Origin of the sequence: Bradyrhizobium betae (assembly GCF_008932115.1) — a bacterium.
GTDB lineage: Bacteria > Pseudomonadota > Alphaproteobacteria > Rhizobiales > Xanthobacteraceae > Bradyrhizobium > Bradyrhizobium betae.
The window spans coordinates 6,028,491-6,044,692 of the sequence record NZ_CP044543.1 but is presented as its reverse complement, the minus strand read 5'-3'; the positions used below and the strand labels follow the sequence as shown (position 1 = coordinate 6,044,692).

The following is a 16,202-nucleotide window of genomic DNA, read 5'->3' as shown; positions in this document are numbered from 1 at the left end:
CGCGGCGCATTTACTGATTGTTTACTAACATTCATATGTCAGATTTGTAGCATTGCTCGCATTTGACGCAGTTCCCCGATGATGTTGATCAACATCATGAATCTGCGGCGAAACGGCGCATTTCACGCGCGAAGTCCGCGCATGAAATGTTGGTCGTTGTTATGTCATCGATATTTTTGCGGAACCCGCCGCAACGCCGTGTTAGCGCTGACCCTGGTTCGCGAGCGGGTTCGCAAGCCCCGGCGGCAGCTTCAAATTCGCAGGCTGCGGGGCGGCCCGGCCGACGGGCAGCTTCATGTTGGCGCCGGGATGGACATAGGTGCCGCCGCTCGATGCGCCCGGCGGCGGCGCGGCCGGCATTGCGACCTGGGGCATGGCCGGCATCGGCGGCGGTCCGGCGAGCATCGGCGTACCGGGCGCTCCGCTTCCCTTCATGTCGGGCGCCGGAATATCCAGCATGACGCGGTCGAGCCCCCGGGCAAGCTCCACCTGGCGTCGCTCGACGCCACGCAGCGTCCAGCCGTTGTGATTGTCGCCGGCCTTGAGCCGGACCACCGACTTGCTGGCGGGATCCATGAACAGGCCGATCTTTTCGCTGCCGATGATGGTGCCGAGCAGCGACAGCTGCGGCTTCTCCGGCTCGGGCGGCTTCGGCGGCGGCCCAACCTGCACCGGCGCAGGCATCGCGACGGGCACCGGCGCCGGCGGCCGCCGCGTCGGCGCGAACAGCGGCCGTTCGCGGCTGTTCGTCAGGCGCGCGAGCGGAATTGCCCACAGCGGATTGTCGCTGAGAACACGCTGCGGCGGCGGAGCAGCCGGCGTCCGTTCAACTGCAGCCGGCGATACGGCCGGCACCAGCACAGGCGGCGTGACAGGAGCCGGATTGGACGGCTTCGATGCGAACAAATCGTCGCGCGATTCACTGGACGATGAATCCATCGAACCCGGCGCACTGACCGCAAGCACCGGTCCCGTTGCAACGGCGCCAGCGAGCAAGATAGCGAGAAGGCGCATCGACATGAAACCGGCCGTCCTTGATCAGCCCCGAGCGATAACGTTGCACCTTATCAATGATGTGACGTCCGGGAAATGAAGGCAGGCTCCCTCTCGCCTCCCCTGGGGCGACATGTGAGGGCGAGCCGCACAAAAGAAAATGCACCCGGCGCGAGCCGGGTGCAAAAGTCATGTCGATCGTCGATCAGGCCGAAGCCCGAGCGGTGATCAGTAAGCGCCGACCTTGCCGGAGCAGCCGCTGCCCTGCGGACCGTTGGCCGGATCGTTGAACAGAGCGTAGATTTCGTTCTGCCAAACGGCGGGCACCTGAGCGAAGCCGTTCTCGTTGAAGATACCGGTCGCACCCGTGCCGTACACGAAGTCGATCCAGGTCTTGAACCAGGTGTAGGCGTTGTTGGTGTTGCTGTGGGTCTGGTAGCACTGATACATCTCGATCCAGCTGAAGCCGGAGATCGGGTACGCACCGGCAACCACCGGGTTCGGAGCGACACCCTGCAAGCTCCAGGTCAGCGGGTTCGCGCGGCTCGTGGCATCGAACTGCGGAATGGCCGTGGCAAGCGCCTTCTGCGCGCCGGCGAAGGTCGGCGGCTGGAACTTGCCGGTCGCGCCGGTGATGTCCCACTGCGACTGGATGTTGGCCGTCTTCAGGCCACCGGCCTTGACGGGCAGCCAGAAGTCGCCGGACGCGTAGCCGATCGCACCGTTCGTCGTCGTGACGAGCGAGACGAGCGCACCGGAACCCGAAGCGTTGGCGAAGGTGCCGCCGCCCGCATTGGTGTTCGCAGTGCCGCACTGGTTGGTCGCGAACTGATCCGGCCAGTTGACCTGGTTCGCACCGCGCGGAACGAGCGGGGTGGAGCAGGACTGGGCGCGATCAGCCCAGGGGAACGCGTAGGAGACGACGGTCGAGTCGGTTTCGTTGTTCGGGCCGAACTCGTAGCGGCACTGCTCGACCAGGGCATTGGTGAGCAGGAAGGTGGTGCCGCTGCCGTCGGTGCGGTGGACGAAGGTGATGTTGCCGGTGCCGAGCGCGCCGCCGTTGAGCGCGGTCAGGATCGGGTTGTTCCACTTGGTGATGTGACCCGAAGCGATACCGCAAACCGCGTTACGCGACAGGTTGAGGCCGGAGCTGCCGCCGGTCGGGGTGGCCGGGAGGATGTTCAGGGTCGCGCCGGTGCCGTCCTTGCCGTTGAAGCCGAACGCCACCGCGCCGATCACGGCCGGGATCTGGATCAGGTTGCCGAACTTCGACTGCGGGCTGGTGGTGCCGCCGGTGTTCCAGAGCGTCATGTCGTCGGCGTTGACGATGTCGTCGCTGCCGATGAACTGCACGCCGTCATAATCGGTCGTGGCGCTCACGCCGATGTTGGCGCTGGTGTAGGGAGGAGCCGAGGCCGAGGGCGTACCGATCACGGTCTTGTCGTTGGAACGCAGCACTGCCTTGCCGTTGCCCGATCCCGTGGGAGCGTACAGGATCATGCCGTGGAAGCCGCTGGTGTTGAAGCTGCCGCAGTTCGCAGCCTTGGCGAGCGGACCCGGCTTGCCGGAGCTGCCCTGAGCCTGGTCGTACATGCAGTCCATCAGCTGACGATAGACGATCTGCGGGAACGTCGCGCCAGCGCCGAACGCAAACGACTGCGCCTGCGCGGATTCGGAAGCGACGCCCATCGCGGCGAACGCAACCGTACCCATGAGTAGAGCCTTCATATTTCGCATAGTCTCACTCTCCCTGTTTGGATCACCCTGAACCGCTACGATCAGCGGAAGGGTCCCGGAGCGCCGCGGACGCTATCGGCGATATGTGAGACTTTGATTGTTGTTTTGTGAATTATGTTATTCGCATCTCATCGCGACGTGAGAGCCGCCACTCGCAACGCGCCGAAGACGCGGAAATTCCGCGAGAAAACGCTGCATTCGACGCCGCGAAAAAATGTTATTCACAGGCGACCGACATCGCATCATGTCGCGCGCGCGGCAGCGGATCGACAACCCCGAGTACGGCGCGCGTCACGACAACAACCGCGAACGCCGGTTTCTCGCGCGCAGAAAGCCGATGACGATCAGCAAAAGCGTCTTGCGCCACGCGGCGAAAGAGCGCATTGCGCCGATGATTCGCCAATGCGCTCACGCGGCGCGCGTCGGGGAATGCCGCCTTCACAGACCTGTCTTGCCGGCATCACATCACCGTCAACGTCGCGTCGCTAAAAAGCGGCCCGCAATCCGGCCGTGCTGGCGCGCCACGTCCGAATGTTATGAATAACATTCAGGCGATCGCGCGAGCGTCGTACGGATCCGAACAGACCGTCGAAGAGGAACCTCGCCATGAACATTGTGCCCGCCTTTCGTATGCCCCGTCCGGTTATCAACGCGCGTGCCGGCGCGGCGACCGTCTGGCTGGCCGTCATGCTCGGCGCAGGCGCGCCGGCGTTCGCCCAATCCCCGTCGGCAGAGTCCGTTGTCGCCATCGTCAACGGCAACAAGATCCTGGAAAGCGATTTGCAGGTCGCCGACGAGGTCGTCGGGCGGAATCTCCTGGCTCGGGAGCCGGTCGAGCGGCGCGAAAGCCTCCTGAAGATGCTGATCGACGGCATGCTGCTGGCGCAGGCTGCGAACGACCGGCACATCGCCGACGAGGCCGACCTCCAGCGGCGCGCGACGTTCGCGCGCAACCAGGGTCTCGCCAACCACCTCCTGACCGTCGTCGGCGAGCAGGCCGCCACCGAAGAAGCGATGCGCAAGGCCTATGAAGAGGTCGTGGTCAAGGCTGTCGCGACCGAGCCTGAACTACATCTGCGCCACATCCTCTTCATGATCGCGCCTCCCGCGGACGAAGCCGCGATCAAGGCGGCCGAGCAGAAGGCCAGGACCGCGATGGAGCGCATCAACAAGGGCGAAGACTTCGCCGCGGTCGTCGCCGACATGTCGGAAGATCCCGTCACCAAGGCCAGGGGCGGCGACTATGACTGGCGCGGACGCGGCGAGATGGGCCGGGAATATGCCGACGTCGCGTTCAGGCTGAAGAAGGGCGAGGTCTCGGCACCGTTCAAGACCGCGGTCGGCTGGCACATCCTCAAGCTCGACGACCAGCGCACCCGCAAGCCCGCGGACTATGACAAGATCCGCGACCGGCTTGCCGCTCTCGTTGCGAACGCCGCACAGATCGAGCTGGTCGACAAGATCCGCGCGGAAGCCAAGATCGAGCGTCCGGACCAGACGAATACAGCCGAGAAGGGAACCGTCGGGCTCAAATAGCGCCCTTCCCTCTCTCGACGACCGCACTCCGGCTGACGCGCGCTCGCGTCCCGACGACAGCGATGGGTATTCGATATGACGCGCGCTCACGCCGCCATCGTCGCCGTGCTCCAGTGCCTCTGGAGCGCGGCGGCAGACGCGCAGCCCGCTATGTTCTGGTTCAACGATCCCGTCGGCCCCGACCAGACGGTGCTCGTCACCGGAGCCGATCTCGACCGGATCACATCCGCAACCGTTGCCCGGATCAGCAACGGATCGGCCAGCGAGGCTGGGCCTACGACGACCGTTCCAATCCTCCAGGCCAACCCGCTCTCCCTGAAATTCGTGATCCCGGAGAACTTCCAGCCGGGCATCTACCGCTTCGCGCTGACGCATGCGCAAGGATCCCTCGATGGCCGGATCAACCTGCCGACGATCTATTGGGTGCAGGGAAACCTCGGCGATGAGGCCTCGCCCGGAGGCTGGCTGCAGGTGTTCGGCCGCAACGTCGTTCGCGAGTCAAGTCGCGCGCAACTCGCGATGCTGTCCGAGCCCGGCAATGTTCAGACCAAGGCCGTCCTGACCAGGGGCGATCTGTGGCGCGGCACATTCCGTATCCCGGATCAGATCCCGCCCGGCCGCTACCGGATTCGCCTGTCCAATGGCGACGGCGGCGACGGTGAATGGGTCGATGCCGGCAAAATCACCGTACGCGCGCCTGCGCCTGCGTCTTCGCAATCCTTCGATGTCCGCGCCTATGGCGCCAATGGCGACGGCAGGTTCGACAGCACCCGCGCAGTCAGGGCCGCGATCGACGCAGCGAAGGACGCCGGCGGCGGCACCGTCTACTTCCCGCGCGGACGCTATCTGATCTCGGACATGATCAGCATCCCACCCGGTGTCAAACTCCAGGGCGAACGCATCGATCTCGTCAATCTCGCATGGCCGGATCTGGAAAGTCCGCCGCTGGCGCTGATCCAGGGGACGTCGCGGTTCGCGATCGAGGATCTGACCATCTACGCGTCGAACCATCCGCATATCATCTCGGGCGGCTTCCAGTTCGGCGACACGCAGGCGCCCGGCGCAGGCGACATTGCCATCAGGCATGTCCGCATCCGCGGCTCCGCCTTCCGCGGCCTGATGGAGCCGGACGCGACCGTGCGGCGCATGAACGAATTCCATCGCGCCTACGCCGCAGCCGCGCCCGACACCATTCGATTGAGCGGAAACCGCATCGAAGTCACCGACTGCGACGTGCTCGGATCCGGGCATTCACTGCGCCTGTTCAAGGTGACCAACGCGGTCGTCTCGAACAACATCCTGAGCAACGGCCGCTACGGCGCCTATTCCCTGGTCGGGTCGCGTCAGGTGATTTTCGAGAACAACACCGTGACGTCGGCCGACCTACAGGCTAGCGGCGGCGGCATTACCACGCTGTCGAAATCGGTCAGCGCGTCCGAGAACATCTTCATCGGCGGCAACAGCTTCAAGGCCATCTACGGCCTCGACCGCGAAGCGATGACGACGGACGGACCGGGCGGCTATTATTTCGGCCACGCCGAGACGATTGCGCCGGATCGCCTGTCGCTGCCCGACGCGCCCAATCCCTATCCGTCGAGCCTCGACTGGACCGGCGCGGCCGTCATGGTGGTGAACGGGCGCGGTGCCGGCCAATACGCCAGGCTCAAGACGTCCGAGAACAAGCCGCCCCATTTGTCGATCGCGCTCGACCGGCCATTGGCGGTCACGCTCGACCGGAGCTCGGAAATCACGATCACCCAGGCGCAGCAGAACTATCTCGTCATCGACAATGTCTTCGAGGACACCGGCGTCGCCGCGCAGGCCTACGGAACGGCGCTCGATCATGTCATCTCCGGCAACCGCTCCAACAGGACCAGCGGCTTCGCTGCGTTCGGCCTGTCCTACGAGCAATTCCAGCCGGTATGGCGGACGCAATTCCTCGACAACCACATCCTCGAGGGAAACGTCTACCGCGCCGGCCCGGAGCGGACCATCTTCTCCAATGAAGCCTCGATCCTCGTCCGTGGAAACCAGACTGCAACCGGCGCGGGCCGCCCGCCGATGGTCCAGGCCGTCATCATCAGGGGCAACCGCCTCGATCAGGACGCTCACATCGAGATCAAGGGCTTTGCTCCGGCATCGCCGGGCGTGCGCGACGTCGTGATCGAGGGAAATACGACCGGGGCCTCGCGCGAGGGTCTGACGATCGATCGCGGTGTCGCGTGGTGGCTTGCCCGCAAGAACGTCGAGGAGCGGCGCATCCAGAAATAGCGTCATTCCCTCGCCTCATGCGCCGGGGAGTCAGTCACCTAAATGATAAGTTCCGTTGTTAGTTACGTTTCTCGTGCGATTGCCACCCTGCCACGCCAACATAACAGTCTCGTCCGATACCTGCATCACAACCTGAAAGACCGCCCTGATGACCGCTATTCTCGGCCTCAACCTCAACCATCCTGATGCCTCCGCGGCGCTCATCCTCGATGGCAAGGTGGTCGCCGCGGCCGCCGAGGAACGCTTCGGTCAACGCATCAAGCACGATCCCTCGTTCCCGCAGCACGCGATCCAGGCCGTTCTCGCATCAGGCGGCATTACGGCGAAGGATCTCGACTTCATCGCGGTGGCGCGCGATCCGTCGCGAAACCGCGCCGCTCAGGTCTCCTATGTCCTGCGCAATCCCATCTCCGGCGGCATGGCGGCGATGGAGCACATCCGTCGCGCCCGGGTCGATCTCAGCATCAGCGACATGGTCGCCGAGGCGACCGGCGAGGCGCCGGATGCCGTCAAGGCCAAGCTCGTGAATGTCGAACATCACCTGTCGCACATCGCGAGCTCCTATTACTGCTCGCCGTACGAGACCCTGACCGCCGGCTTCTCATATGACGGCAGCGGCGATTTCACCAGCATGATGGCGGCGCGCTGCGAAGGCACGCAGATCGAAGTGATCGACCGCGTTCATCTGCCAAGCAGCCTCGGCTTCTTCTATACGGCGTGCTGCCAGTTCATCGGCTTTGACGGCTTTGGCGAAGAATACAAGGTCATGGGGCTCGCGCCTTACGGCACCGACGCCTATGTCGGCGAGATGCGCGACCTCGTCCAGACCCGGCCGGACGGATGGTTCAAGCTGGCCGACGGCTATTTCGGCATGCATCGCGGCGGCGAAGGCGGGACGATGGACGAGAACCACCGCCTCGACATGCTGCGCCTGTTCACCGACAAGTGGACCGGACGATTTGGCGCGCCGCGCCAGCGCGGCGAAGAGATGACGCAGCGGGACAAGGACATCGCGCGCTCCTGCCAGATCCGCTTCGAGGAAGTCTCGATGCACTGCTTCAAGCGGTTGCACGATCTGGTGCCGACCACGCAGGTCGCCTATGCCGGCGGCTGCGCGCTCAACGGCGTCATGAATGCGCGCCTGCTGCGCGAAACGCCGTTCCAGCAGGCCTACATGCAGCCGGCTTCGTCGGATGACGGCCTGTGCGTCGGTGCGGCTCTGTGGGCCTGGCACAATGCCGCCGGCGGACGCGAGCGCTTCCACATGACCCATGCCTATTGGGGGCCTTCGCACTCCGACGAAGCCATGCGGCGCGCGGCCGAAGCGGCCCAGTGCCCGATGCGGGAGCTGTCCTCCGGCAACGTTCCCAAGGCCGTCGCCGCGCTCCTGCATGCCGGCCTGGTCGTCGGCTGGTATCAAGGGCGCTCCGAATGGGGCCCCCGCGCGCTCGGCAACCGCTCGATCCTTGCGGACCCGACCCGGCCCAACATGAAGGACGTGATCAACGCCAAGATCAAACGGCGCGAGAGCTTCCGGCCGTTCGCGCCGAGCATTCTCCAGCCGGCGGTGTCGACCTATTTCGAACAGGACGTGTTCAGCCCGTTCATGATGCACGTCGTCAAGCTGCGCCCGGAATGGCGGGAGAAGCTTCCCGCCATCACCCATGTCGACGGCACCGGCCGCCTGCAAAGCATCGCGCGCGACACCAATCCGCTCTACTACGAGCTGATCGAAAACTTCGGTCAGCTGTCAGGAATTCCGATCGTCCTGAACACCAGCTTCAACGAGAACGAGCCGATCGTCGATACGCCCGAGCAGGCGATGAGCTGCTTCCTGCGCACCGGGCTCGATGCCATTTGCCTCGGCCGCTACCTCGTGGTGAAGGGCGAGCACGCCGGACTGCTGCCGGACGCCTAAAGCATGATCCGGAAAAGTGCGCAGCGGTTTTCCGGATCATGCTCAAACAACAACCTCAAGCGCGATGACGACTGATTCCAATCTCATCGCGCTTCAGGCCGTCAGATAAGCCTCATATGCGCGCCTCAAGCCGTCTTGCAGTGAGGTCGTGGCGCGCCAGCCGAGCTTTTCGAGGCGGCTGACGTCGAGCAGCTTGCGCGGCGTGCCGTCGGGACGCGAGCTGTCGAAATCGATCTTGCCGCTGTAACCGACGATCTCGGCCACGACACGCGCGAACTCGGCGATGGTGATGTCCTCGCCGGTGCCGATGTTGACCAGCTCCGCGCCGGAATAGGTCTTCATCAGGTGCACGCAGGCATCCGCCATGTCGTCGACATAGAGGAATTCGCGCCGCGGTGTGCCGGTGCCCCAGACCACGACGCTCCCGGCACCCGCGACCTTCGCCTCGTGGAAGCGGCGGATCAATGCTGCGACGACGTGGCTCAACTCGGGATGATAATTATCGCCGGGGCCGTAGAGATTGGTCGGCATCACGCTGATGAAGTCGCTGCCATATTGGCTGCGATAGGCCTCCGCCATCTTGATGCCGGCGATCTTTGCAATCGCGTAGGGCTCGTTGGTCGGCTCCAGCGGGCCTGATAGCACCGAGTCCTCGCGCAACGGCTGCGCCGCCAGCTTCGGATAGATGCAGGACGAGCCCAGGAACAGCAGCTTCTCGGTGCCGTTCTGATGCGCGGCCTGGATCACGTTCGCCGCAATGGCGATGTTCTCGTAGATGAACTCGGCGCGCAGCGTGTTGTTGGCGACGATGCCGCCGACCTTGGCGGCGGCCATGAACACGACCTGCGGCCGCACGCGTCCGAACCAGTCGAACACGGCAGCCTGGTTGCAGAGATCGACCTCGCGCCGGTCCACCGTGACGAGCTTCACGTCCTCACGCGCCAACCGGCGCACAATCGCGCTGCCGACCATGCCGCGATGACCGGCGACGTAGACGCTCCTGCCCTTCAGCTCAAACGGTGCGCTTGCCACTGGCCGCGTCCCGCTTTGCCTCGGCCAGATCGCTCGCCATCATTTCCTGGACGAGTTCGGCGAACGTCCGCTTCGGCTTCCAGCCGAGCACCTCGCGCGCCTTGCTGGCATCGCCGACGAGAAGATCGACCTCGGTGGGGCGGAAATAGGTCGGATCGATCTTCACGACCGTCTTGCCGCTCTTCGTGTCGATGCCGGTCTCCTCGACGCCCTTGCCGCGCCATTCGATGCGGCGGCCGACCTGTGCGAACGACAGTTCGACCATCTCGCGCACCGAGCGCGTCTCGCCGGTGGCGAGCACGAAATCGTCGGGCTTGTCGGCCTGCAGGATCATGTGCATGCCCTCGACGTAGTCGCGCGCATGGCCCCAATCGCGCTTGGCTTCGAGATTGCCGAGATAGATCGTGTTTTCCAGGCCGACCTCGATGCGGGCGACGCTGCGGGTGATCTTGCGGGTGACGAAGGTCTCGCCGCGGATCGGGCTCTCGTGGTTGAACAGGATGCCGTTGGCCGCGAACATGCCGTAGGCTTCGCGGTAGTTCACGGTGATCCAGTAGCCGTAGAGCTTTGCGACGCCGTAAGGAGAGCGCGGATAGAACGGCGTGGTCTCCTTCTGCGGGATTTCCTGCACGAGGCCGTAGAGCTCGGAGGTCGAGGCCTGGTAGAACCGCGTCTCCTTCTCCATGCCGAGGATGCGGATCGCCTCCAGCAGCCTCAGCACGCCGATCGCGTCGGCATTGGCGGTGTATTCCGGGCTCTCGAAACTGACGGCGACGTGGCTCTGGGCGGCGAGATTGTAGATCTCGGTCGGCCTGATCTGCTGCACCAGGCGGATCAGATTGGTCGAGTCCGTCATGTCGCCGTAATGCATCAGGAACGGCACGTCCCCGACATGCGGATCCTGATAGAGATGATCGACCCGCGCGGTGTTGAACGAGGACGAGCGCCGCTTGATGCCGTGCACGACATAGCCGAGCGACAGCAGATGCTCGGCCAAATACGCGCCGTCCTGGCCGGTCACGCCGGTGATCAAAGCGATGCGTTTACTCATCTATGAACCTGCTCCGCAGCAACTCGACGACGGGCACTGCCCTGAACCCGCCCTTCTTTGACATATCAGCCGACCGGGTCAACCCAATACGTCGGCACAATCGTGAATTTTTCCGAAATTCGAACGCGATGCGCTTCTAGAACTGGAAGTAGATGAACTCGGCGTGCCCGAAGATACCGAACAGGATGACGTAATACGCCATTGCAACACCGACGCCCGTCGACAGCCAGCGCATGCCGCCCAGCGCGTGAAGCCGCTGCGGCCGGAACGCCAAATGGAAATCGACGACGAGCAGGATCATGAGCGAGACCGCGAGCATCACCAGCTCGACGCTTGCGAGGCCAAGCATCTTCAACGTGAAGTACGAGATCGGACCGAGATCGACCATGCTCCGCAAGGTCATGATGGCATTCGCCACGCTGCTCGAGCGGAAGAAGATCCATCCAACCAGCACGACTGACATCATCCACAGCCAACCAAGCAACCGACGTGGCGTCTCCCCGAGCCATGCTTCAGGCTGCACCAGGCGCGAAAATATCCGCTCGATCACCAGACCGAGCCCGTGCAGCACGCCCCAGGCAACGAACGTCCAGGCCGCACCGTGCCAGATGCCGCTGACGGCGAACACGATCATGAGATTGCGTGCGGTGGCGCGCTCGGAACCGCGACTGCCGCCGAGCGGAATGAACAGATAGTCGCGAAACCAGGTCGACAGTGAGATATGCCAGCAGCGCCAGAATTCATTCAGGCTGGTGGTGAAATAGGGTTGCCGGAAGTTGATCATGAGATCGAACCCCATGATCCGCGCCGTTCCCCGTGCGATGTCCGAATATCCCGAAAAGTCGCAATAGATCTGGATCGCGAACAGCACCGCGGCAAGCAGTTGATAGCCGCCGGAATATTGCGCCGGGCTCGCATAGATTCCGTTCACGACCGGCGCGATGACGTCAGCGATGCACATCTTCTTGAACAGGCCGTAGCCGACGAGGAACAGGCCGGACGTGACGTTCTGGTAGGTGAGCCGATGCGTGATGCGAAACTGCGGCAGCATGTGGCCCGCGCGTTCGATCGGGCCTGCAATCAGCTGCGGAAAGAAGCTGACATATTGCGCATAGGTGAGAAAGTCGCGCTCGGCCTCGACCTTGCGGTTGTAGACGTCGAGCGTATAGCCCACCGACTGGAAGGTGTAGAAGGAGATGCCGAGCGGCAGTATCAGGCCCAGCGCGTAATCCGGGATCACATAACCGAACAGGCCGACGGCGCCGATCACATTGGCGATCAGGAAATCCAGATATTTGACCGTGCCCAGCACACCCAGGTTGATCGTGAGCGCGACGATCATCGCGGCCTTGCGGCCTGCCTCGGTGCGCGAGCGCGCCATCATCAGCGCAGTCGCGTAGTCAACCACCGTCGTCAAGCCGAGCAACAGACCGAAGGACGGCCGCCAGCTCATGTAGAAGACGTAGCTCGCGACCAGCAGCGTGACCGGCTGGGCTCGCGGCGGCAGCGCAAAGAACACCACCAGGAACGCCACGAAAAACGCCAGGAACTCGAAGGAGTTGAAGAGCATCAGTCGAACGCTCCGCTGGCCTTCAGCAGCCGGGCGAGATCGGCGGTGTAGACCAGCGCGCCGGTCGGATTCATGTGCTGCGGATCGGCAAACAGCGCCGGCGGATAGGTGAAGTAGTCCGGGCCGAGCACGCGCATGCGCGGATGCTCCGAGATGGTGGTCAATCCAGTGCCGTCAGGCTCAGGCCAGGAAGCCGCCTCGCCCGCCCGAAAGAATGCCGGAACGAAGATCACCTGAAAGCCGTACTGGCGCGCCAGTTGCTCGAGGCGATCGCGAACCAGCGATTTCTCCGGAATCGCGCGCCGCTCGACACGGGTAGGATGATCGCTCGGAAGCGCATAGCCGTCGGGCAGCCGGTCGCCCGGATAGTGGCTCTGCGACTTGATGAAATACCAGCCGCGGTCGTCCAGCATGGCCGAGCGTTGAGCGTCCACGTCGCGGACGGCGTCCCGCAGCCGGCTTCTGTTCTGAACGAGAAACAGCGCCGCGTCTCGCGGCAGGGTGCGAAAGGGAAACAGCTTTCCGGCCAGCGCATTGTCGTCGTGGAAGACCGCCGCCAGGCCATCGGCCTCGCGCTTGCCGTCCCAGGCAATCGTGAGCAACACATGGGTGGGGATGTTGCCGGCCGCCAACGCGGCTTCCAGAATGGGAAGAAAGCGCACGTCGCCGGGCAGGCCCAGATTATAGGAGCGAAAGCCGGGTCCGAGGGCGGCATCGAGTTCCCGCGGCCGCATCGCCGACAGGACCTTGCTGAAGCCAAACATCATCACCCGATGGCGGTCCTGCGGACCGAACATCGGATTCCTCACCAGTGTCTCGAATTTCGCATCCGCAATGACGACCGAACCCGGCCTCAGGAAGGGCAGCAGCGCATGGGCTGCATAGAGCGACAGCCACACCGCGCCGAACAGCAGGATGAACGCGGCAACCGGCTTCAGCCAGGCGGTCGTTGTCGGGGCGTCTCCGTCATGTCGCGCCTCTGACGGTGAACGGGCGGAATCGATCATCTGCGCTGTCCGCTCCGGCACATGCGAGACAAGCGATATCCGATCGGAGGCCTGGTGCCGGCGCGGCTTCGACATTTCCGGTGCAACTCGCGGGACATGGCATTGGGAAAATCAGCCGCCGGCGGATGTGACGAACGAGCCGCTTTCCCGACATGCAAGGCCGCGCGCAACCTGCCCCTGGAAAATCGGAGCGGAAGCAGCCCAGCCCTGTTACCATTTTGTTACGTTCGCGCTGCGAGTACCAAAAGAACATTACAGTTTGAAGATATCGATTGCCTGCATCTACGCGTTGCGATGCATGATAACATTGGATAGACAGACCCGCGTCCGCGGCGGCGCGGCGGGGACCGATGGACGGCTCCGAGGCGATGAGAGTTCGGGGCACGGCATTGCGGCAACGGCCACATCATCACCGGCAACCGGCGGCAGAGCGCGCATGCTGACGTCCTTTGCTGATGCCGGCGAGCTCGGCGGCTGCGACATCTGCGTGGTGGGCGCAGGCCCCGTCGGCATCGCGCTGGCGCTCGCCTGCGAGCAGCACGGCCTGTCGGTGCTGCTGCTCGAATCCGGACACGAGGAGCAGGATGCATTCGCGGCGTCGCTGACCGCGGGACACGTCGCCGACGAGCAACGCCATGCGGCGACCGAGATCGCGATCCGCCGCGGGCTCGGCGGCACGTCGCGCTGGTGGGGCGGTCGTTGCGTTCCGCTCGACGATGTCGATTTTGCAAGCCGGTCGCATGCACCGGGCACTGCCTGGCCGATCCCGCATCAGGACATCTCGCGCTGGTACGATGCTGCGGCCGACTTCTTCGGCATCGGCCCCGCCCGCTTCACCACGGCGCCGGCAGCGCCCGCACTCGGTGACATCAGAACCGATCAGCTCGAGCGCTGGACACCTGACATCGACGCCGGACGCCGGCACCGCGCGCATCTTGCCAAGTCTCGGCTGATCACGGCCGTGACGGGCGCGACCGTGACGGAGCTCCTTCTGTCGGACGACAGCCGCCGTATCGTCGGGCTCGTCGCCGGCAATGCCGGCAAGACCTGCCGGATCGTCGCGCGCCGAACCGTGCTGGCCTGCGGCGGCCTCGAAACGACCAGGCTGCTGCTATGGATACGACAGAAGCGGCCCAACCTGTTTGGCGGCGCCGGCGGCGCGCTTGGCCGTTTCTACATGGGACATGCCTCCGGCAAGATCGCCGACCTCGTGCTCGCCGATCCCGCTGCCGTCGCCGCCTATGATTTCTTCGGCGATGACGGCGCCTATGCGCGGCGCCGCTTCACGCTCGCGCGCGAGGCCCAATTGCGCGAAGGCCTCCTGAACATCGCCTTCTGGCTCGACAATCCGCCGTTCCATCAGGCCGGCCACCGCAATGGCGTGCTGTCGCTGGTCTGGATGGCGCTCGCGATCCCGCCGGTCGGCCGGCGGCTGGTGTCGGAGGCGATCCGGATCATCCACGTCGGGGAGAAACCACATCGCTGGGGCAGCCATCTGCGCAACGTGATGATGTCGCCCCTCGCGACGCTGCGGAACATCGCGGCCATCGTGCATGCGCGCGTCCTGACCAAACCGCGCCGGCCGGGCTTCCTGATCAAGAGCGCGGAAGGCCGCTATGCCCTGCATTTCCTCGCGGAGCAGACGCCCATCCGCGAGTCCCGCGTCACGCTCTCGGGCCGCAAGGACGCACTCGGCGTGCCCTTCCTCGATATCGATCTGCGTTATTCGGAGGCCGATGCGCGCTCGGTGCTGCGCGCGCATGAAGTCCTCGACCAATCGCTTCGAAGCGCCGGATACGGCCGTCTCGACTACCGCGTGCCGCCGGAGATGCGGCTGACGAGCATCCTGCAGCAGGCCAGAGACGGCTTTCACCAGATCGGAACGACCCGCATGGGGCTCAGCCCCGACGACAGCGTCGTCGACGGCGATTGCCGCGTCCACGGCATCGAGAACCTCTACGTGTCATCGAGCGCGGTGTTCGCGTCGTCAAGCCAGGCCAATCCGACCTTCGCCACTGTTGCGCTGGCACTGCGGCTGGCCGCGCACCTTGCGGAGAAGGCAAAGGCCGGAGATATCGGGGTGGCCGCATGAGAATGGTGCGCGTTCCCAGGCTCGGCCGCGCCGTCTCCGCGATAGGGTTCGGCTGCGCCTCGCTCGGCTCGCGCATTTCGGCGGCCGACGGGCACCGCGCGATCGTCCGCGCGCTCGATCTCGGCGTGAGCTGGTTCGACGTCGCACCACCCTATGGCGATGGCCACGCGGAAGCTCTGCTCGGCCAAGCGCTGCGGGGACGACGCGACAAGGTCGTCATCTGCACCAAGTTCGGTATCGCCGCGCCGCAGCTGTCGCTCGCAGCGCGCCTGATCCGGCCCGCGGCCCGGCAGGCGGTTGCGACATTCCCGTCGCTGCGGCGCGTCGCATCCAGGGCGCGGTCGACCGGAACGCATGCGCCGATCGATCCCGCGACGATCGAGGCGTCCGTGACAAGCAGCCTGCGATCGCTCGGCACCGACTATATCGATGTCCTGGCGATGCATGATCCGGCGCCGGGCGACGCGGAAAATGACGAGATCTTCGCCGTCCTCCTCCGGCTCGTCGACAAAGGATATGTCCGGGCCGTCTCCATCGCCGGCGCCCCGGACAGCATCATCGCGGCCAGCCGCAGCGCGAAGCCGATCGACATCGCACAGTTTCCCGATACACCGCTTGCGAATGCGGCACCGCTTTTGCGGTCACGACTTCCGGCGCCGCCGATGTTCGTGACGCATGGCGTGTTCGACTCCGATGCTGCCGAGGCCATCGCCCGCCGCGATGGCGCGGCGCGGGATCGCATCGCCGCGATCGCCCGGCATCACGGCATCGACGGGTCAAAATCGCCAAGCGACCTGCTGCTGCCCTTCGCATTCTCGAACAATCCGGCGGGCGTGGTGATCGTCTCGATGTTCAATCCGGCGCACATCGAGCGTAACATCGCGGCCGCCACGGCGCCGCCCATGCCGGGCTTCGCGGCCGCCTTGCGCGAGGCGCTGGCGCCGATGCATCCCCACGCAAACATGCCGGCACATATCTCGACGATGGACGACTGA

General features: G+C 64.5%; 12 protein-coding genes. 5 read left to right on the top strand and 7 right to left on the bottom strand.

Features of this window, described 5'->3' with window-relative positions:
* Positions 1-201: 201 nt before the first annotated feature.
* The 3 genes from F8237_RS29070 to F8237_RS29060 all read right to left on the bottom strand — a co-directional run bounded on the left by F8237_RS29070 (position 202) and on the right by F8237_RS29060 (position 3,172).
* Entirely contained in the window at positions 202-1,020 is an 819-nt protein-coding gene (locus F8237_RS29070) for a hypothetical protein (RefSeq protein WP_151649611.1), read from the bottom strand.
* A 201-nt stretch (positions 1,021-1,221) separates the two neighbouring features.
* Positions 1,222-2,706, bottom strand: a complete 1,485-nt coding sequence (locus F8237_RS29065; protein WP_244626002.1) for a substrate-binding domain-containing protein — start codon at positions 2,704-2,706, stop codon at positions 1,222-1,224.
* Between the two features lie 241 nt (positions 2,707-2,947).
* The gene (locus F8237_RS29060; protein WP_151649609.1) at positions 2,948-3,172 is read right to left on the bottom strand and encodes a hypothetical protein; all 225 of its coding nucleotides are present in this window, start codon (positions 3,170-3,172) and stop codon (positions 2,948-2,950) included.
* A gap of 164 nt (positions 3,173-3,336) precedes the next feature.
* On the opposite strand from F8237_RS29060, the gene F8237_RS29055 reads away from it, so the two are divergent.
* From F8237_RS29055 to F8237_RS29045, 3 genes are all read left to right on the top strand, one after another.
* The gene (locus F8237_RS29055) at positions 3,337-4,266 is read left to right on the top strand and encodes a peptidylprolyl isomerase (protein WP_151649608.1); all 930 of its coding nucleotides are present in this window, start codon (positions 3,337-3,339) and stop codon (positions 4,264-4,266) included.
* Positions 4,267-4,341: 75 nt separating this feature from the next.
* Positions 4,342-6,537, top strand: a complete 2,196-nt coding sequence (locus F8237_RS29050; protein WP_151649607.1) for a glycosyl hydrolase family 28-related protein — start codon at positions 4,342-4,344, stop codon at positions 6,535-6,537.
* A gap of 148 nt (positions 6,538-6,685) precedes the next feature.
* Positions 6,686-8,455, top strand: coding sequence for a carbamoyltransferase family protein (locus tag F8237_RS29045; RefSeq protein WP_151649606.1), 1,770 nt, complete (start codon positions 6,686-6,688; stop codon positions 8,453-8,455).
* A gap of 93 nt (positions 8,456-8,548) precedes the next feature.
* Here F8237_RS29045 and fcl read toward each other — a convergent pair whose 3' ends face one another.
* The 4 genes from fcl to F8237_RS29025 all read right to left on the bottom strand — a co-directional run bounded on the left by fcl (position 8,549) and on the right by F8237_RS29025 (position 13,115).
* Positions 8,549-9,487 carry a GDP-L-fucose synthase gene (gene fcl, locus F8237_RS29040; RefSeq protein WP_151649605.1) on the bottom strand — a complete coding sequence of 313 codons (939 nt, stop codon included), beginning with the start codon at positions 9,485-9,487 and terminating at the stop codon, positions 8,549-8,551.
* Positions 9,468-10,538, bottom strand: coding sequence for a GDP-mannose 4,6-dehydratase (gmd, locus tag F8237_RS29035; RefSeq protein ID WP_151649604.1), 1,071 nt, complete (start codon positions 10,536-10,538; stop codon positions 9,468-9,470). Before gmd ends, fcl begins: the two co-directional genes overlap by 20 nt.
* Positions 10,539-10,674: 136 nt before the next feature.
* Positions 10,675-12,108 (bottom strand): MBOAT family O-acyltransferase, encoded by a 1,434-nt coding sequence (locus F8237_RS29030; protein WP_151649603.1) that lies wholly within the window; start codon positions 12,106-12,108, stop codon positions 10,675-10,677.
* On the bottom strand, positions 12,108-13,115 hold the full coding sequence (locus tag F8237_RS29025; RefSeq protein ID WP_151649602.1) for a hypothetical protein: 1,008 nt from the start codon (positions 13,113-13,115) through the stop codon (positions 12,108-12,110). The genes F8237_RS29030 and F8237_RS29025 overlap by 1 nt, the downstream gene beginning before the upstream one ends.
* 436 nt (positions 13,116-13,551) lie before the next feature.
* Here F8237_RS29025 and F8237_RS29020 point away from each other — a divergent pair, with 436 nt between their 5' ends.
* Complete coding sequence (locus tag F8237_RS29020) at positions 13,552-15,207, top strand: GMC oxidoreductase (protein ID WP_151649601.1); 1,656 nt, start codon at positions 13,552-13,554, stop codon at positions 15,205-15,207.
* Positions 15,204-16,202 carry an aldo/keto reductase gene (locus F8237_RS29015; protein WP_151649600.1) on the top strand — a complete coding sequence of 333 codons (999 nt, stop codon included), beginning with the start codon at positions 15,204-15,206 and terminating at the stop codon, positions 16,200-16,202. Before F8237_RS29020 ends, F8237_RS29015 begins: the two co-directional genes overlap by 4 nt.